This window comes from Pseudomonas oleovorans subsp. oleovorans, from assembly GCF_002197815.1.
In the GTDB taxonomy this organism is placed as follows: Bacteria; Pseudomonadota; Gammaproteobacteria; order Pseudomonadales; family Pseudomonadaceae; genus Aquipseudomonas; species Aquipseudomonas oleovorans.
Window position 1 is genome coordinate 43,598 of sequence record NZ_NIUB01000004.1, and the last position, 18,173, is coordinate 61,770.

Sequence of the window (18,173 nt, forward strand, 5' to 3'; positions counted from 1 at the left end):
ATCAGCGCCAGATCACCTGCTGCTCCAGCGGAAAGCGCAGGCGCGGATTGTAGACGCCCTTCTCGCCCTGGCGCCCGACGGCCAGCAGCATGATGGGGATGGCCTGACGCGGGATATCCAGCACCCGGCGTAGGCGCGGCTCATCGAAGCCTTCCATCGGACAGGTGGCATAGCCATGGCTCTGGAAGGCCAGCATCAGGTTCTCCGCCGCCAGCGCCGTCGACTTAACCGCCCACAGTCGCATGTCGGCCTTGCTGTTGGGCTTGCGCATCAAGGGTTTGCGCACACCCATCAGTCGCACCAGCTGACGTTTGAACAAACCCAGCAAGCCCAGCGGCCCTTGGTTGTACTGGAAGGGCGCGGTCTTGCTGTAGAAACTGCGGATGCGCGCCGGCACCTCGGCCTCCGGCCAGTAATCGATAACGTTGCGACAGGCCTGACGCCAGGTGTCCGGGCGCGCCAACACGGCGATGATCAAGGGTGCACGGGCGGCGTTCTGGCTCATGCATACCGGGTGCAGTTGCGCCAGCAGCGCCGGATCGCGAATCACCTGAAAACTCCAGGGCTGCAGGTTGCAGGAACTTGGCGCCAGCACGGCCAGCTCTAGGCAATCGCGAATCACCGCATCCGGCACCAGCTCAGGGGTGAAACGGCGCACTGAACGGCGACTTTCAATCAGTGCACGCAGCTCGCCTGGTGAGGCCATGGCAGGCGGTTGCTCGTGGGGAAAGCTGGTCATGGGCGTACTCCTCGGCAGGTCGGCCGATTAGGCAAGCGGATGACGATGAGAACAAGGGGGCAAGGGGAAATGGCCGGGAATTTGGCCGATTAGCCTCACCTGCGCCCAGAATAGCGAGCGCAGGCGTTGCTACTTCACAGGCCCAGGGCTTTTTCGATGGCCTGGATCAAGGCCGGATCGTCCGGCGTGGTACGCGGCGAAAAACGCGCCAGCACACGCCCGTCCTGGCCGACCAGAAACTTCTCGAAATTCCAGGTGATGTCACCTGGAAACTCGGCGCCCTCGCCCGCCAGCAGGCGATACAACGGGTGCCGACCTGGGCCATTGACCTCCAGCTTGCTACCCAGCGGAAAGGTCACGCCATAGTTGAGGCTGCAGAACGAGCGGATCTCGTCCTCGCTGCCCGGCTCCTGCCCGGCGAACTGGTTGCATGGCACGCCGAGCACGGTGAAACCATTGCCCTTGTATTGCTGGTAGAGCTTTTCCAGCCCCGCGTACTGAGGCGTCAAACCGCACTTGGAAGCGACATTGACCACCAGCACCACTTGGCCCTTGTAAGGCGCCAGCGGCAGCTCCTGACCGTCCAGCGCGCGCAGATTGAGATCGTGAAAGGCACTCATGACGAACTTCCTCGGCGAATCCAGTGCAACGGGCGCAAGGCCCGTAAACCTTCAAGGCGGCCGCGAATGAGCACGCCTACGTAGTACATGAAAAAGGCGCCGTGAGGCGCCTTGATCGCAAGCTTGAGCTTAGCAGCGGTTGCTCCGCTCGGAACGACCGCAAGTCGCCTGACAGACGACTCAGTGGTGGTGACCACCTTCGCCATGAATGTGACCATGAGCCACTTCTTCTTCGCTGGCGTCACGCACACCTACGACCTTGACCTTGAAGTTCAGGCGCTGGCCGGCCAGCGGGTGGTTGCCGTCGACGGTCACGTCGTCGCCGTCGATGTCGCGGATGGTGACGATCTGCATGCTGCCGTCCGGGCCGGAAGCGTGGAACTGCATGCCCACTTCCAGGGTGTCGACGCCTTCGAACATGGCGCGGCTCAGGGTGGCGACCAGCTCTGCGCTGTATTCGCCGTAGGCTTCTTCCGGCTCGACGGAAACGTCCAGCTCATCGCCAGTCTGCTTGCCGACCAGAGCCTTCTCCAGGCCGGCGATGATGTTGCCGGCACCATGCAGATACACCAGCGGCGCGCCGCCAGCGGAGCTGTCGATCACCTCACCGGCATCGTTGGTCAGGGTATAGTCGATGGAGACGGCCTTGTTGGCGGCGATCAGCATGGGGAGACCTTTTTGCAAAAGAGAAATGAATGGGCAAGTTTAACCAAGGCCGCCCACGATTGCGACCCGAACCCGGACAAACGGGCTGTGCGTATCGTTGATTTTCGTCAGGACGAGCACGGCGACTGGGTGGCAGTCTTGTCCTGTGGTCACACTCAGCATGTGCGCCACCGACCACCCTGGCAGAATCGGCCCTGGGTACTCGACCCCGAACAGCGCCAGGCCAGACTGGGCAGCCCCTTCGGCTGCGGCTGGTGTGCCGGGGAGCGGTCGCACGATGAATTCAAGGAAATCTAAATGCCTGCACGCAACATTCTGGTGATCAACTGCGGCAGTTCGTCGATCAAGTTCGCCTTGGTCAACGAAGCCCAGGAGCACTTCCCCCTCAGTGGCCTGGCCGAACGCCTGGGCAGCCCCGAAGCCATCCTGCACTGGCAGCAGGGTGATGAGCGCGACAGCCTGGTGATTGCCGGCGCCGACCATCGCCTGGCGCTGTCGCACCTGCTGCCTATCGTGCAGCGCGTCGCCGCTGGCGAACTGCATGGCATCGGCCATCGCGTGGTACACGGCGGCGAGTATTTCTCCGGGGCCACGCGCCTGGACACTATCAGCCTGCAGGCTATCCGCCAGGTCGCGCCGCTGGCGCCCCTGCACAACCCCGCCAACCTGCTGGGCATCGAAGCGGCGATGAAGCTGTTTCCCGGCCTGATGCAGGTTGCCGTGTTCGATACCGCCTTCCACCAGAGTCTGCCCGAACACGCCTATCGCTACGCCGTACCGGCCACGCTGTACCGTGAGCATGGCGTGCGCCGCTACGGCTTTCATGGCACCAGCCATCGCTACGTCAGCCGGCAAGCGGCACAGATGACCGGTCTGCCGCCAGAGGCCAGCAGTTGGCTGGTGGCCCACCTGGGCAATGGCTGCTCGACCTGCGCCGTGGAGAATGGCCACAGCCGCGACACCAGCATGGGCCTGACCCCCCTGGAAGGCCTGGTGATGGGCACGCGTAGCGGTGACGTCGACCCCAACCTGCACAGCCACTTGGCGCGCACCCTGGGCTGGAGTCTGGAGCAGATCGACGCCATGCTCAACAAGGACAGCGGCCTGCTCGGCCTGTCCGGCCTGTCCAACGACATGCGCACCCTGGAACAAGCCCGCGAACAGGGCCATGCCGGCGCCACGCTGGCCATCGAGGTGTTCTGCTACCGCCTGGCCAAGTCGCTGGCGGCGATGAGTTGTGCGCTGCGCCGGCTCGACGGCCTGATCTTCACCGGCGGTATCGGCGAGAACTCGGCGCTGATCCGCAGCAAGACGCTCGACCACCTCGGCCTGCTCGGTTTTACCCTCGACCCTGCGGCCAATGCGCGCTGCATTCGTGGCGTCGCCGGTGCCATTCACGCCGACGGTCACCCGCGCGTACTGGTGGTACCCACCAATGAAGAGCGGCAGATCGCCCTCGATACCCTTGCCCTGCTCGACTGAGGCTATTTCATGCATACCTTTTTCATCGCCCCCACCGGCTTCGGTGTCGGTCTTACCTCCATCAGCCTCGGTCTGGTCGGTGCGCTGGAGCGCAGCGGCCTCAAGGTCGGCTTCTTCAAACCCATCGCCCAGCCACATGCCGGCGACCTCGGACCCGAGCGTTCCAGCGAGCTGATCGCCCGCACCCACGGTCTGAACTCGCCCAAGCCGCTGCCGCTCAGCCATGTCGAGCGCATGCTCGGCGATGGCCAACTGGATGAATTACTGGAAGAGATCATCAGCCTCTATCAGCAGGCCGCCGCCGACAAGGACGTGGTCATCGTCGAAGGCATGGTGCCGACGCGCCACGCCAGCTACGCCGCGCGGGTCAACTTCCACCTGGCCAAGAGCCTGGATGCCGACGTGATTCTGGTCAGCGCACCGGAGGATGAGAGCCTCACCGAGCTGTCGGATCGTATCGAGATCCAGGCGCAGCTGTTCGGCGGGCCGAAGGATCCCAAGGTACTCGGCGTGATTCTCAACAAGGTGCGCAGCGAAGACGGCATCGAGGCCTTCGCCGAACGCCTGCAGGAGTTCTCGCCCTTGCTCAAGACCGAGGACTTCCGCCTGCTCGGCTGCATTCCCTGGCAGGACGAGCTGAATGCACCGCGCACCAAGGACATTGCCGAGCTGCTCGGCGCACGCATCCTCAATGCCGGCGACTACGAACAGCGGCGCATGCTGAAGATCGTGCTCTGCGCCCGCGCCGTGGCCAACAGCGTGCAGTTGCTCAAGCCCGGCACCCTGGTGGTCACTCCCGGGGACCGCGACGACATCATCCTCTCCGCCAGCCTGGCGGCGATGAATGGCGTGCCGCTGGCCGGTCTGCTGCTGTGCAGCGACTTCGCTCCTGATCCGCGCATCATGGAACTGTGCCAGGGTGCCCTAGCCAGCGGCCTGCCGGTGATGACCGTCAGTACCGGCTCCTACGACACCGCCACCCACCTCAACCGCCTGAACAAGGAAATTCCGCTGGATGACCGTGAACGCGCGGAAAAGGTTGCCGACTTCGTCGCCGGGCATATCGATCACGACTGGTTGACCACCCGCTGCGGCACGCCCCGCGAGCTACGCATGTCGCCACCGGCGTTCCGTTACCAACTGGTGCAACGGGCCAAGGCAGCGGCCAAGCGCATCGTCCTGCCCGAGGGTAGCGAGCCACGCACCGTTCAGGCAGCCGCCATCTGCCAGGCACGCGGCATTGCCCGCTGCGTGCTGCTGGCCAAGCCGGAAGAGGTACATGCAGTCGCCCGAGCACAGGGTATCGAGCTGCCGGAAGGTCTGGAAATTCTCGACCCGGATCTGATTCGCGGTCGCTATGTCGAGCCGATGGTCGAACTGCGCAAGGGCAAGGGCCTCAACGCGCCGATGGCCGAGGCGCAGCTGGAGGACACCGTGGTGCTCGGCACCATGATGCTGGCACTGGACGAAGTGGACGGCCTGGTGTCTGGCGCCATTCACACCACCGCCAACACCATTCGCCCGGCGCTGCAGTTGATCAAGACTGCACCGGGTTACAACCTGGTGTCCTCGGTGTTCTTCATGCTGCTGCCGGATCAGGTGCTGGTCTATGGCGACTGCGCGGTAAACCCCGACCCGAATGCCGAACAACTGGCGGAGATCGCCCTGCAGAGCGCCGCCTCGGCGCAGGCCTTCGGCATCCCGCCGCGGGTGGCCATGCTCAGCTACTCCACCGGAGACTCCGGCAGCGGCGAGGAGGTGGAAAAGGTACGGGCCGCGACCCGCCTGGCTCGCGAGAAACGCCCGGATCTGCTGATCGACGGCCCGCTGCAGTACGACGCCGCGGCCATCGAGAGCGTCGGGCGGCAGAAGGCGCCGAACAGCCCGGTAGCCGGTCGTGCCACGGTGTTCGTGTTCCCTGATCTGAACACCGGCAACACCACCTACAAGGCGGTGCAGCGCAGCGCCGAGTGCATCAGTGTCGGGCCGATGCTGCAGGGCCTGCGCAAGCCGGTGAACGACCTGTCGCGCGGTGCGCTGGTCGACGACATCGTCTACACCATCGCACTGACGGCCATTCAGGCGGCCGACCTGCCGAACTGAAGCGCCTGCCGGGCGCGCCGTGGCGCACAGGCGTTGCCTGCGGCGCGCTCGGCGCCCCACACCACGGCACCCACTGGTCATGGCTGGCACTTGCAGGTCAGTGCACAACCGTTACCCTTGGCGCCGAACCCGCTCGCTGCACGGAACGCCGCAGCTGTTTCGACTGATACGGGGCGCGCAGAGAAAGCCCCTTTCTCAGGCTGCCCGCCGGACGTGCAGCCTGCTTATGGAGGCGTTCGCCCGATGCTGCACTTTCTTCCCGCGCCGCTGCGCGGCCTGATCGCAAGCCTGCTGCTGGCTCTCAATACCCTGTTCTGGTGCTGGCCGCTGTTCTTCGTCGCCCTGCTCAAACTGCTGCTGCCCTTCGCGCCGATCCAGCGCGCGCTGCGCTTCGTCATGCACGGCATCGCCGAAAGCTGGATCGGTATCAATAAATTCTGGATGCGCCTGGTTGGCCACATCGAGTGGAAGGTTCAGGGGCTGGAGCACTTCGATACGCGTCATTCCTATCTGGTGACCAGCAACCACCAGAGCTGGGTGGACATCCTGGTGCTGCAGTACCTGCTCAACCAGCGCATGCCGCTGCTGAAATTCTTCCTCAAGCAGGAGTTGATCTGGGTACCAGTGATCGGCCTGTGCTGGTGGGCACTGGAGTTTCCCTTCATGAAGCGTTTCAGCAAGGAATACCTGGCCAAGTACCCGGAAAAGCGCGGCCAGGATCTGGCCACCACGCGCAAGGCCTGCGCGCGTTACAAGACCAATCCCGTGGCGGTATTCAACTTCCTCGAGGGCACCCGCCTGACTCCGGCCAAGCATGCGCAGCAGCAATCGCCGTTCAAGCATTTGCTCAAGCCCAAGGCCGGCGGCATCGCCTTCGTGCTCGACGCGATGGGTGAACAGCTGCATGCCATCGTCAATGTCACCATTCACTACCCACATGGTGTGCCGGGCTTCTGGGACCTGCTCTGTGGCCGCCTGGATACCGTGCAGGTGATTTTCAAGCAGGTCGATATTCCGCGCGAATTCATCGGCCGCAACTACGATCAGGACGACGACTACCGCCTGGCATTCCAGCAGTGGGTCAATCGCCTGTGGGAAGAGAAGGATGCGGAGCTCGCCGGCCTTCACCAGCAAGCCTGAAGCGTCAGTGGCGCTTCATTCATCACGTGGCAGGGGCAACTTGCTCCAATCCAGCTGCGCCGGCACCTGCATCGCGGTGCCGGCCGACACACCCGGCGTCACCAGAAAGCCCTGCATGATGTTGCAATGGTGCCGCGTCAGCCACTCGCGCTGCGCCTGAGTTTCGACACCCTCGGCGATGACCTCCAGCCCCAGATGCCGACCAAGATCGATGATGGTGCTGACCACCGCGGCGTCACGCGGTGAGTCGAGCATGTTGGAGACGAACAGACGGCCGATCTTCAGCGTGTCCAGTTCGAAATGACGCAGATAAGCCAGTGACGAGTAACCGGTGCCGAAGTCATCGATGGCGATCTTCACCCCCAGCTCAAGCAATTGATCAGGCGGGTTTCTTCGAGCAGCGGTATGAACACGTTCGGCGCAACGGTACCCACGACACGATGCTGCCAGCGCAGCAAGGCCTCGAAGCCGCGCAGGCGGCCGCTATTGAGATGGAGCTGGGGCTGATAGACCAGCACGAAGTCATCGTTCTCGATGGCGTGACGCCACCGGCCCACTCAGGCTGGCATCACCGCTCTCAAGGCTGCGCTCAATGGCCTGACGACGGATCGCCTCGCTGAACATGTCGAAACCAAGTACGCGCCGGTTACGCCAATCCAGAGGACTGACGTAATCGATGGGCAAGTAGTACTCGCGCTCCCCCCTCGGGAAACACCTGATAATCGAGGTGCTCATCCGCTTTCAGCTCGGCTCGGCTCGAAAATCGTCCAACTGCGCGTGGCTCAGGTAGCGCGACCAGGCGACGGCCTGTATTCCCGGATAACGATCCTGCAATTGCAGCTGATCCAGTGCCCGCTCCCACTCGATGGGAGAAACCCGGTCACTCCCGTTCATCAGCCCCGAAACGCCACGCAGGACCATTTCATAAGCCTGCATGCGCGCCATCACTCGCTGACCAATATCCTGCGCCTCAAGCGCAAAGCGATGCTGACTATCTTCCCGCTCACGTTCCTGCAGGGTATTCCACTGCCAATAAATCAACCCACCCAGCGCGATAAACAGGCCAAGTGCAGCCAGCAGCGGTATCCAGGGCCTTGGCGTCCACTCGACAGCTCTGTCGTCCATTCGCGCTCCCTCGGTCATCCAGAACCAACGCACACGGGGCATCCGCGCGCGGACATCACAGAACCACAGCAAGCATTCTAGTCAGGTTTTGAATGAGTGGCCTTTGACCACAAAGGACACGACGGGCGGTCACGAAGGTTGTCGGAAACGCCCTCTAGCGCCTCGCCGAAAGACGTCAGCAACAGTGCTTGTCAATCAACATGAAAAAGCCTCCCAGAGGGAGGCTTCGTTCAACGCAATGCGGCCTTAGAGCGGACGCAGGTTGATCTCGACGCGGCGATTTTGCGCGCGCCCCGCTTCGCTGGCGTTGCTGGCAATCGGCTGGCTCGGCCCGGCACCGTATGCGGAGATGCGCTGACCCGGCACACCATTGGCGGTCAGGTAGTTGGCCACGCTTTGCGCACGACGCTGCGACAGGCTCTGGTTCAGCTCCAGGGAGCCGGTGTTATCGGTATGACCGACGATGTTCACGCCGTTCTTGTTGAACTCCTTGAACACCAGCACCAGCGAATTGAGGGTCGGGTAGAAGCTGCTGGAGATATCCGCCGAGTTGCTGGCGAAGGTGATATTGCCCGGCATGATCAGTTTCAGATCATCGCCGTTGCGTTGCACCTGCACGCCAGTGCCCTGCAGGGTCTGGCGCAGCTTGGCCTCCTGGGTGTCGACGTAATAGCCGTAACCACCACCGGCGGCGCCACCGACGGCAGCACCGATCAGCGCGCCTTTGGTGCGGTCCTTTTTGCTAGAAGTCGCAGCACCGATCACCGCACCGGTCGCGGCGCCGATGCCGCCATAGATGCCGGCTTTGCCGGCCTGGCTCTCGCCGGTGTAAGGGTTGGTGGTACAGCCGGCCAGCAAGGCCATGAGCGCAGTGGCTGCGATCAGATTACGCCTGGTCTTCATAACTTTTCCTTAGGATTTCTTCTGGTATCGGGCAGACATGCCACAATCTTCGAGCCGCCAAGGCGCAGTGAAGTTCCGCCCTAGCTTATCAGCCTGGGGCTATCAGAACTGCGACGCAGAGCAGATCGGCCCGATACGTACCTTACTGCACACCTGGCAGCGGTCGCAGTATCACTTCGACACGGCGATTCTGCGCACGGCCTTCAGCGGTGGCGTTGCTGGCTACGGGCTGATCCGGCCCCATACCACGGGTACTCAAGCGACTGGGGTCGACACCCTGCGCCAACAGATAGTCGGCCACGCTTTGCGCGCGACGCTGCGACAGCTCCATGTTGTAGCTATACGAGCCGGTGCTGTCGGTATGCCCGACAACCTCGATGCTGTTCTGGTTGTACTGGCGGAAGGAATTGGCCAGGTTGTTCAGCGGCTGATAGAAGCTGCTGGCGATCTGCGCCGAGTCGGTAGCGAAGGTGATGTTGCCGGGCATGATCAACTGAATCACATCGCCTTGGCGCTGCACCTCGACGCCGGTGCCCTGCATGCTGCGGCGCAGCTCCTCTTCCTGCTTGTCGGCGTAGTAGCCATAACCTGCCGCTGCGGCACCGGCCACGGCCGCGCCGATCAGCGCGCCCTTGCCGCGGTTGTCATGGTTGATCAGCGCACCGGCAGCCGCGCCGGCCAGCGCACCGATACCACCGTAGGTGGCGGTGCGGTTGGAGCTCGGTGCGCTCTGATCGTAGGGGTTCTGCGAGGCGCAACCGCCAAGCAGCAGCGCAGAGGTGCAAAGGGCAATAACAGGCAGGCGAAACATGAAGGCGTCTCCATGAACGGTGGGTGATGGCTCTTTGAGTCATCACGCCGCCATTAGTGCCCTCTCACGCGCGAATAAAGGGGTTCTCGCGCATCTCATCGCCCAGGCGAGTGTCCGGGCCATGGCCGGTAACCACGGTGGCATCCTCGTCGAGGCTGTACAGGCGCTGCTTGATCGAACGCTCGATGGTCGCGTAATCACCGCCCCACAGATCGGTACGGCCGATACCGCGACGGAACAGAGTGTCACCGGCGATCAGCAGCTTGGCACCCTCGAACCAGAAGCTCATCGAACCCGGCGTGTGCCCTGGCGTATGCAAGGCCACGCCGCAGCCACAGGCCAGCTCCTCGTCATCGGCCAGCCATTTGTCCGGCGCCGGCACGGGCGTGTAAGGCACGCCGAACATGCTGCACTGCATCTCCAGATTGTCCCAGAGGAACTGATCCTCCTTGTGCAGGTGCAGCGTGGCACCGGTCTTCTCCTTCATCTGCCCCGAGGCAAGGAAGTGATCGAGGTGCGCATGGGTGTGGATGATGCTCACCACCTTGAGGCCATGAGCCTCCAGCCGCGCCATGATCAGATTGGGATTGCCACCCGGATCGACCACGATGGCCTTCTTGGTAATCGGGTCGCCGATGATGGTGCAGTTGCACTGCAAGGGGCCGACAGGGAAGGTTTCGCGGATCAGGGCGGGGCGTTCGACAGAGCTCATCAGGGAACCTCATTTCGGTAATCGCCGGGAAGTTTACCGGTCCATTTGCGGAATGCACGGCGGAAGTTGGACGGATCGCTGAAACCCAGCAACTGGGCGATTTCATGCAGCGGCAAATGCGTGGCGGTCAGGTACTGCAGGGCCAGCCGTTTGCGCCCGTCGTCGAGCACCTGCTGATAGCTGGTACCCATCTGCGTCACGTGCCGGCGCAGGCTGCGGCCGCTGGTGTGCAGGGCGCTGGCGGCGCTTTCCAGGTCGGGGAAGTCGCCGGGGCGCGTCAACAACAGGCGTCGCACCCGTGTGAGTAGGCCGTCCTGCACATCTAGTCTGGCCAGCAGCGCTTCGCACTGTTGCTCGCACATTTGCACCGTGGCCGGGTTGGCCAGCGCCATCGACCGTTGCAGGTAATGCTGGGGCAAGCGCAGCCAATGAAAGGGCTGTTCGAACTGTGCGGCCACACCGAACACCTCGGCATAGCGCTCGGCATACTCCGGCGCGGGATGAGCGAAACCGACGGCCAAGCCCTGCAGCTCTTCGCCCAGGAGAAAGCGCGCAATTGTGTGGATGCTGGTCAGCAGGCCTTCGGCGGTAAAGCGCGATTGCGGCCCCATGGGGAAAGACTCGACGGCGCGTAATTCAATGTCCTCGCCCTGCTCCACCAGTTCCAGCTCGAAGGACAGACCAAGCACGCGATAGTATTTCAGGGCGAACTGCAGCGCCTTGCCCAGATTGGCGCTGGACAGCACCGCGTAACCGAGTATGCCGTGGGTGGAGACGTTCAGGCGCTGGCCCAGTACCAGACCAAGCGCCGGTTCGCCGCACCGCTCCAGCGCAGCCTGAATCAGGTGGTAAAAGTCGATAAAGGACAGTCGGGCATTGGGACTGCCAAGCACTTCTGGGCGTACCCGCGCGGCGGCAAACAGCTCGGCACGCGCCAGGCCGAGCTCTTCGGCCAGGGCCAGCAATGCCTCGGCGTAGGCAACAGGAACCAGTTCGGCGGTGAAGTTGAAGGTTTGTTTCATGAGTTCGTTGTTCTGGCGACTGGCCGCAAATGACCTTCCCGATTGCGAACCTTAGCTCAGCGGATCCATGCTCGCTGCCCTGCTGCTGCCCCAACTTTCTGCTGGAAAAACGCACTGGCCGGATATGGCTGTCACCTTGGCTGTTACGAACCTGTGCCCAGCGGTGCATGACGCCCATAGTGGGAACCAGTCAAATAGCGCAATGGAGTTCTCATGGCCAGCACCACACCGGAAGGATTGCAGATTCGTCCCAGGCACATGGATTTCGATCTGCCCAACCCGCTGCCGCGCCACTGGAACGGTGGCGACGCCTTCAAGACCCATTTGTTCGATGCCATGTCGGTGTTGTTTCCCGACGGTGAGCGATTCTTCATCGATTCGGTGCGCCAGTTCCGCGACCGCATCGACGACCCGGTGCTCAATGAACAGATTCGCGGCTTCATCGGCCAGGAAGGCCATCACAGCCGTGAGCATCTCGAGTACAGCCAGCGCCTGCGCGACCTGGGCTACAACGTCGAGCGCATCGAGAAACGCGCCCGGACGCGCATCCGCTACACCCAGAAGAAGTTCTCACCACAACGCCAGCTGGCCGCGACCGCGGCGCTGGAACACATCACCGCGATCATGGCAGATGGCTTGCTGAGAAATGACGCGTACATGGCCGACGCTCACCCGGCCTTGGCTCGCCTGTGGCGTTGGCATGCGCTCGAGGAGACCGAGCACAAGGCGGTGGCTTTCGACGTTTACAACCAGGTATGCGGCAGCCGCAAGCTGCTGCGCAGGGCGATGCTCATGGGCACCTTCTTCTTCGTGCTCGACACCACCCGCGGCCTGGCGCACATGCTCAAAGTGGACGGCCTGTTGTGGAACTGGCGCGTATGGCGTGACGGCATCCGCTGGATGTGGGGCAAGGAGGGCGTGTTCCGCCCGCTGATCAGCACTTATCTGGACTTCTTCAAGGACGGCTTCCATCCCTGGGAACACAACAACCTGGATCTGTTGCACGCCACCCGCGAGGAGTTTGATGGTACCCCGCTGATTCAGGCCGGAGCCACCTGAAACGCAGCACCTGCCACGTAATACAAACAAGCCCGGAATCTGTCCGTAATCCTGTTCACTTAAGGTTGCACACGTTTGGCTCCCCTCTCCCATTTATGGGAGAGGGGCTGGGGGAGAGGGCAGAAAACACCGCAAAACTGCCAGTTTCCCCCTCTCCCTAACCCTCTCCCCGGAGGGGCGAGGGGACTGATCGAGCTCGACCGTTTCTTAAGTGAACAGCATTACGGAATCTGTCCAGGCTTGTTTCGTGGCCCGGATTTTCTCTGGGCCTTTCCAGGGCCCACTCAACCCAGCAGAAATCTCATTGCATCGGCCGCGCTCTGTTCGGGAATTTCTTCCATGGGGATATGCCCGACACCCGGATAGACCCTGACCTGAACACCTGGCAGATCGCGCTGCCAATGCGGCACATGTTTGGGTGAGATCCAGCGATCGCGATCGCCCCACATGAGCAGGGTTGGCGCCTTGATCAGCGCAACCCGCTCTGGCGTCGTGTGCAGCTCCTCCTTGTTGACCTTCAGCAGCACGCGGAAGATCTCCATCATGCCGCGGCGGTTACCCGGGCGTCGCGACAGATCGTAGTAGCGCTCGACCACACCTCGCTTGATTCGCCCCGGCTCGCCGTAGACCTCCTTGATGCCCTGGGCGATCAAGGCGCGCGGCATCCACATCGGCATGGCGACAGTCGCACCGGGCAGCGCGGCCGCAGCGATCATCCACGGCACCTTGTGCATGGGATAACCGGCCGGGTCGATCAGCACCAGCTTGCCGACGCGCTGCGGCTGCGCCAGGGCGAAGTTCCAGGCGATATAGCCACCAAGGGAGTTGCCGGCGATATCCGCCTTGCCCACCTGCAGGTAATCGAGCAGTTGGCCAAGCACGTGCATCATTCGCTCGACCGAATAGACGCCGTCGCGCGCCGGACCGGTGAGGCCGAACCCCGGAACGTCGAAGCGGATGATGCGGTAATGCGGGGCGAAAGCCTGCACCCACCCGTCCCAGGTGTGCAGCGAAGCGACCACGCCGTGGATCAGTAGCAACGCCGGTTTGTCACGGCTGCCTTCGTCACGGTAATGGACATTGAAGCCGTCAATCTCGACATAGCGAGAACCCTGAGCAGCATTGCCATAACGCGATTTCAGGCGCTCCAGCGGCAGAGGCCCGAAGCCCAGACGGGCGAAGCCTGCAGCCAACGGCGGTTGCAGAGACAGTCTATTGGCAGACATGCGCGATACCTCGACACTTGCAGTAGGTATCCGCGATCAGAGCATGAGTAGGCGCCAAACACCGCCCAACCTAGGTTGAGCCAAGCACCGTCTTGATCGGCTGCTGCAACGCCCAGATCAGCGCAGTAGACCGAGCCCCTTGGCCCGCGCCACCGCCTGAGTACGCCGCTCGACGCCAAGTTTGCTGTTGATGTGACGGGCGTGGGTCTTGACCGTGTGCAAGGAGATGAACAGACGCTCGCTGATCTCCTGATTGGAACAGCCACGCGCGATCAACTGCAGCACGGCCAACTCGCGGCCACTGAGTTTTTCCGTCAGGCCGCCCGCCTCTACGACCACCTCCTCGTCCGAATCCCCGCTGCCTGGCAACTGCGCGAGCAGCGCGTCGCGCAGCGGACACGGCGGACGCAACTGCAGACGCTCGCGCAGCCAGCGCGGCTGATGCTGCAACAGCTCGATGAAAGGCAGCAGCGCACCGCCCTGAGCGAGATCCAGGCAACTGTCGAGCTGCTGCTGCGCCTCCCGCTCTCGCCCGGTCTGCTTCAGTAACTGGGCGAGCTGCGCCTGCGCCGCCAGACCGACCAAATGACCACCCAGCCCCTGTGCACGCTGCTGCAACGCACGCAGACGGCGCTCCGCATGCTCCAGCTCGCCCTGTAAGCGCTCCAGAGCCGCCTGCTGCAGATCGATATGCAACGCCAGCTGCGGGTGAAACTCCGGCGCCAGTGCTCCCCCCTGATCACCATAGGTTTCCGCCAACTGAGGCAGCCAGGCGGCAGCCAACTCCACCTGCCCTTGCCGCAGCCACAGCTCACACTTGATCAGCGTGATCATCGCCAGGTAATAGATCGCCGGCACATCCCAGACATGCATCAAGCGTTCGGCCTCACCCAGCAGAGCAAACGCCTCGGCTGGCCGTCCATCACGCCCTTCCAGGCTGGCCAGCACACAATAGCCAATCAACGCACCGACGTCGCGGCAAGCCCTGGCTTCGGCAATCCCCACTCGTAAGCGCTCCACGGCCTGAGGCTGCAGACGCAGACTGAGCAGATAGCCCTCATAAATCGTCAACCGCGCCCGCACCGAGTAACTACGCTGTGCCGGCAAACGCTGCACCAGCAGCAATCCCTGGTGCACCTCCTCCTGCGCGCGCAGCACCTCACCACGGGCCTGCAGCACGCGGGCGCGCTCGTAGTGGGCAAGCGCCTCGAGCAGAGGGTTGTCAATACGCTGCGCCAGCTCCAGGGCGTCGCGGTTCAGCCCACGCGCACGCCACAGATCGCCACGCACCATGGCCAGGTTGGACAACGCCGACAGGCACATGAAGTGCGGGCCATAACGCTCCGCCGGTAAACCGGCCAAGGCCTCGCTGCATTGCAGCTCGGCACGCGCACCATCGCCGCGGCCACGGGCGATGACCCCATCGAGCGCCTGCCACTGCGCCAGCAGGCTGCGCTGGGCGGCAGGCTCGGCAGCCGGCAGGAAGCGCGCCAACTGATCAAGCAGCTCTTGTGCGGCATCCAGCCGACAGGCCAATGCCAGCGCCCAACCATAGAGCATGATCAGCCGCGGTGTGCTGGCCAGCAAATCGTCCGGCAGATTGGTTTTCCAGCGCAGCAGCATGGCGATGTTCTGTTCCGCCAGCATCTGCTCCTCGGACAGGTTCTGCACCAGGCTGGCGGCCACGTCGGCCTGCCCCGCCAGCAGTGCCTGCTCGATGGCGGCATCCAGCATGCCTTGCGCAGCGAACCAGCGACAGGCACGCAGGTGGGCGCTACCGTGCGAACGACTCAATCCATCGGCAGAGCGCGCATTGAGCAAGTCGGAGAACAGGTGGTGATAGCGAAACCAGTGCCCCTGCTCGTCGAGCGGCACCAGAAACACCTGATTGGCCTGCAGATGACGGATGATCGCGGCGCTGTCATGGCTGTCACGAACCGCATCGCACAGCTCAGCGCAGAAGCGCTCCATGCAGGCGGTTTCATAAAGGAACTGTTGCACCTCGGCGGGCTGCCGCTCGATGACTTCCTCGAGCAGGTATTCACGGATCAGCCCTTCACCGCCGTGCAGTTGAAGCACCTCGCCAACTTCCGCCAGTTCCTCGACAGCCAACAGCCAGAGGCGTAAACCAGCGATCCATCCCTCGCTGCGCTGCAGAATCCCGCTGACCTGCTGCTGCTCGAGGCGCGCGCCCTGACTTGCCAACAGCGCGTCGAGCTCGGCAGCCGTCAGACGCAGATCCTGCTCGTTGAGCTCCAGCAACTGTCGCGACAGACGCAGGCGCGCCAGGTGCCAGTCAGGCCGCTGACGGCTGGTGACCAACAGCAGCACACCAGGAGGTAAATGGTTGAGGAAGAATTGCAGACAACGATCCAGCACCGGCCCCTGCGCCAGATGGTAGTCGTCCAGCACCAGCAACAGCGGTTGACCATCATCGAGTTGCTGGGTCAGCTCATCGAGTAAACCGTCAAGCCACTGCTCGAATGCGAAGGGTTGGTGGCGCTGGCGCATCTTCAGCAGCCCGAGCGCTTCCTCGCCGAGGCCAGGGTAGAGCTGCTGCAGCCCGTTCAGGAGACGCTCGAGAAAGCGCCCCGGATCATGATCGCGCTCGCTCAGCCCGAGCCAGAGGCTGTGCCAGTGATCGGGTAGTCGTTCGCAGAACTCGATGGCCAGCGAGCTTTTGCCAAAGCCTGCTGGCGCACTGACCAGCAGCAATCGCCCTTGCAGACCCTTCTCAAGACGCTCGCACAGTCTGGGCCGCGGCATATGTCCTGCCGGCAGCGGCGGACGATAAAAACGCGCTTCCACCGGCGTGGCCGGCGCGCAGGGAAAACCTGGCGAGCGGGAGAGATCTGTCATCGGCCTATTCTTGGAAGTCTTCTATGTGCATCGGCGGGCTCGATCTGGACCCAGCCTAGCGACTTGCAATGGCCATTTGAAGCGCCCGCTACAGTCCGTAACGAAAAAGCCGGCGCAAGGCCTAATGCTGATCAGATAAGTTCGTCACCACCCCCTCCTACTTGCAGTAGAGGGGGCGCTTTTCGTAGGAGCCAGCTTGCTGGCGATGCTTTTTATGGCGGATCGCCGGCAAGCCGGCTCCTACAAAGATCGAGTGCAACGGCTTAACTGACTGGCATTAGGCGCAAGGCCGGCTTCATCGTGTTGCCTGAGGCAGGTTTTAGCGCACGCCCGCCTGGCGCAGCGCCGCCGGGGTGTAGTCGCTGCCAGAGGCCTTGTAGTTGAAGTCGTAGGCTTGTTTCTCCTCGTTCTTCATACCCAGGGCCAGGTAGCGACCGGACAGCAGGTCGTACAGGGTTTCCACGGTGTACCACGGCACTTGCTTGTCGTAGTAGTACTGGGCATGGGCCTCAGCTACGCGCCACAGGGTGCCACGACCGTCGTAGTGGTCGATCAGAGCGGCTTGCCAGGTGTCCTCATCGATGTAGAAGTCACGCTTGGCGTAGATGTGACGCTCGCCCGATTTCAGGGTCGCGGTCACGTGCCATACACGGTGTAGCTCGTAACGGGTCAGATCCTGGTTGATGTGGCCAGCCTTGACGATTTCGGAGTACTTCAGGCTGGGCGAATCGAGCTTGTAGGCGTTGTAGGGGATATAGATCTCCTTCTTGCCTTCCAGTTTCCAGTCGTAACGATCCGGCGCACCGTTGTACATGTCGAGGTTGTCCGAGGTACGCAGGCCGTCAGCTGCGGTGCCCGGGCCATCGTAGGACACCTGCGGCGCACGGCGCACGCGACGTTGACCGGCGTTGTACAGCCACGCCAGACGCGGCTCTTTCACCTGATCGAGCGTCTCGTGTACCAACAGTACGTTACCAGCCAGACGCGAAGGCGCAGTCACCCGCTGTTTGAAGTAGAACAGCACGTTGCTGGACTTGCTCGAGTCGTAATCAGTCAACGCATCGCGAAAGACGAACTCTTCCTGGAAGTAGACCAGCGAGAACGAACCGTTGGCCTGGGGAGTGGCCTGGGTCACCAGTCGACGCACGCTGCCGCCACGGTAGCGGGTAATGTGGTTCCAGATGACCTCCAGACCATTCTGTGGGATCGGGAAGGGGTTGGCGGTCTGGAAGTTCTCCAGGCCGTTACCACCCTGCACCATTTTGGTGTTAACCGCGTTCTGCTTGGTCGCCTCGAGCACTGCGGCCGGCAGGCTGGCCGAACGGTGAGTCGGATAGACCGGCATCCTGTAGCTTTCCGGGTAGCGCTTGAACATGGCCAACTGGCCAGGGGTCAGCTTGTCCTTGTATTGGTCGACGTTCTGCGCGGTGATGGTGAACAGCGGCTGCTCGTTGGCGAACGGATCGGCCAAAAAGCCACGCGGATCGACCGCACCGGCGTTGGCCGGCAGGCCGCCAGTCCAGGCCGGGATCGAGCCATCGGCATTGCCTGCCATCTCGGCGCCTACCGGAGTCAGGGTGTTGCCCAGCTTCGCAGCCTCGTCAGGCGACACTGCCGCCATCACGCTGGTCGCCAGCAGAGACAGGGTCAGGACACCGCTTTGCCACAGTTTTTTTGTTGTTTTCATTTGCATCATAATTCCTCGA

15 protein-coding genes and 2 pseudogenes are annotated in these 18,173 nt (G+C 62.7%); 5 read left to right on the top strand and 12 right to left on the bottom strand.

Features of this window, described 5'->3' with window-relative positions; genetic code table 11:
- Position 1: 1 nt before the first annotated feature.
- The 3 genes from PSOLE_RS03060 to PSOLE_RS03070 form a co-directional block, all read right to left on the bottom strand.
- Positions 2 to 739 (bottom strand): nitroreductase family protein, encoded by a 738-nt coding sequence (locus PSOLE_RS03060; protein WP_074855254.1) that lies wholly within the window; start codon positions 737 to 739, stop codon positions 2 to 4.
- Between the two features lie 134 nt (positions 740 to 873).
- The gene (locus PSOLE_RS03065; RefSeq protein ID WP_004424465.1) at positions 874 to 1,359 is read right to left on the bottom strand and encodes a glutathione peroxidase; all 486 of its coding nucleotides are present in this window, start codon (positions 1,357 to 1,359) and stop codon (positions 874 to 876) included.
- Between the two features lie 180 nt (positions 1,360 to 1,539).
- Entirely contained in the window at positions 1,540 to 2,025 is a 486-nt protein-coding gene (locus PSOLE_RS03070; RefSeq protein WP_004424467.1) for an FKBP-type peptidyl-prolyl cis-trans isomerase, read from the bottom strand.
- Positions 2,026 to 2,112: 87 nt separating this feature from the next.
- Here PSOLE_RS03070 and PSOLE_RS03075 point away from each other — a divergent pair, with 87 nt between their 5' ends.
- The 4 genes from PSOLE_RS03075 to PSOLE_RS03090 all read left to right on the top strand — a co-directional run bounded on the left by PSOLE_RS03075 (position 2,113) and on the right by PSOLE_RS03090 (position 6,750).
- Positions 2,113 to 2,322, top strand: coding sequence for a DUF3565 domain-containing protein (locus tag PSOLE_RS03075; RefSeq protein WP_371254512.1), 210 nt, complete (start codon positions 2,113 to 2,115; stop codon positions 2,320 to 2,322).
- Entirely contained in the window at positions 2,323 to 3,507 is a 1,185-nt protein-coding gene (locus tag PSOLE_RS03080) for an acetate kinase (protein WP_074855256.1), read from the top strand.
- A gap of 9 nt (positions 3,508 to 3,516) precedes the next feature.
- A complete protein-coding gene (gene pta / locus PSOLE_RS03085) occupies positions 3,517 to 5,610 on the top strand; it encodes a phosphate acetyltransferase (RefSeq protein ID WP_074855257.1) in 2,094 nt (697 codons plus the stop codon).
- Between the two features lie 243 nt (positions 5,611 to 5,853).
- Positions 5,854 to 6,750, top strand: a complete 897-nt coding sequence (locus tag PSOLE_RS03090) for an acyltransferase (RefSeq protein WP_074855258.1) — start codon at positions 5,854 to 5,856, stop codon at positions 6,748 to 6,750.
- Positions 6,751 to 6,765: 15 nt separating this feature from the next.
- Here PSOLE_RS03090 and PSOLE_RS03095 read toward each other — a convergent pair.
- The 6 genes and pseudogenes from PSOLE_RS03095 to PSOLE_RS03120 all read right to left on the bottom strand — a co-directional run.
- Positions 6,766 to 7,295 (bottom strand): annotated as a pseudogene (locus tag PSOLE_RS03095) (EAL domain-containing protein); the annotation flags it as partial.
- A pseudogene (locus PSOLE_RS25010) lies at positions 7,273 to 7,917 on the bottom strand (CHASE domain-containing protein). The pseudogenes PSOLE_RS03095 and PSOLE_RS25010, both read right to left, overlap by 23 nt.
- Before the next feature lie 204 nt (positions 7,918 to 8,121).
- Entirely contained in the window at positions 8,122 to 8,778 is a 657-nt protein-coding gene (locus PSOLE_RS03105) for an OmpA family protein (RefSeq protein WP_055987010.1), read from the bottom strand.
- Between the two features lie 142 nt (positions 8,779 to 8,920).
- Entirely contained in the window at positions 8,921 to 9,589 is a 669-nt protein-coding gene (locus PSOLE_RS03110) for an OmpA family protein (protein WP_074855260.1), read from the bottom strand.
- A gap of 64 nt (positions 9,590 to 9,653) precedes the next feature.
- Positions 9,654 to 10,301 (bottom strand): MBL fold metallo-hydrolase, encoded by a 648-nt coding sequence (locus PSOLE_RS03115; RefSeq protein ID WP_004424486.1) that lies wholly within the window; start codon positions 10,299 to 10,301, stop codon positions 9,654 to 9,656.
- Complete coding sequence (locus tag PSOLE_RS03120) at positions 10,301 to 11,323, bottom strand: AraC family transcriptional regulator (RefSeq protein WP_074855261.1); 1,023 nt, start codon at positions 11,321 to 11,323, stop codon at positions 10,301 to 10,303. The genes PSOLE_RS03115 and PSOLE_RS03120 overlap by 1 nt, the downstream gene beginning before the upstream one ends.
- Before the next feature lie 213 nt (positions 11,324 to 11,536).
- Here PSOLE_RS03120 and PSOLE_RS03125 point away from each other — a divergent pair, with 213 nt between their 5' ends.
- Positions 11,537 to 12,382 carry a metal-dependent hydrolase gene (locus PSOLE_RS03125; RefSeq protein WP_055987002.1) on the top strand — a complete coding sequence of 282 codons (846 nt, stop codon included), beginning with the start codon at positions 11,537 to 11,539 and terminating at the stop codon, positions 12,380 to 12,382.
- A 284-nt stretch (positions 12,383 to 12,666) separates the two neighbouring features.
- On the opposite strand, the gene PSOLE_RS03130 is transcribed toward PSOLE_RS03125, so the two are convergent.
- The 3 genes from PSOLE_RS03130 to PSOLE_RS03140 all read right to left on the bottom strand — a co-directional run bounded on the left by PSOLE_RS03130 (position 12,667) and on the right by PSOLE_RS03140 (position 18,154).
- Positions 12,667 to 13,608: an alpha/beta fold hydrolase gene (locus PSOLE_RS03130; RefSeq protein WP_074855262.1), complete on the bottom strand. Its 942-nt coding sequence runs from the start codon at positions 13,606 to 13,608 to the stop codon at positions 12,667 to 12,669.
- Positions 13,609 to 13,725: 117 nt separating this feature from the next.
- Positions 13,726 to 16,467, bottom strand: coding sequence for a LuxR C-terminal-related transcriptional regulator (locus tag PSOLE_RS03135; RefSeq protein ID WP_074855263.1), 2,742 nt, complete (start codon positions 16,465 to 16,467; stop codon positions 13,726 to 13,728).
- A gap of 319 nt (positions 16,468 to 16,786) precedes the next feature.
- Positions 16,787 to 18,154, bottom strand: coding sequence for a DUF1329 domain-containing protein (locus tag PSOLE_RS03140; protein ID WP_074855336.1), 1,368 nt, complete (start codon positions 18,152 to 18,154; stop codon positions 16,787 to 16,789).
- Positions 18,155 to 18,173: the final 19 nt, after the last annotated feature.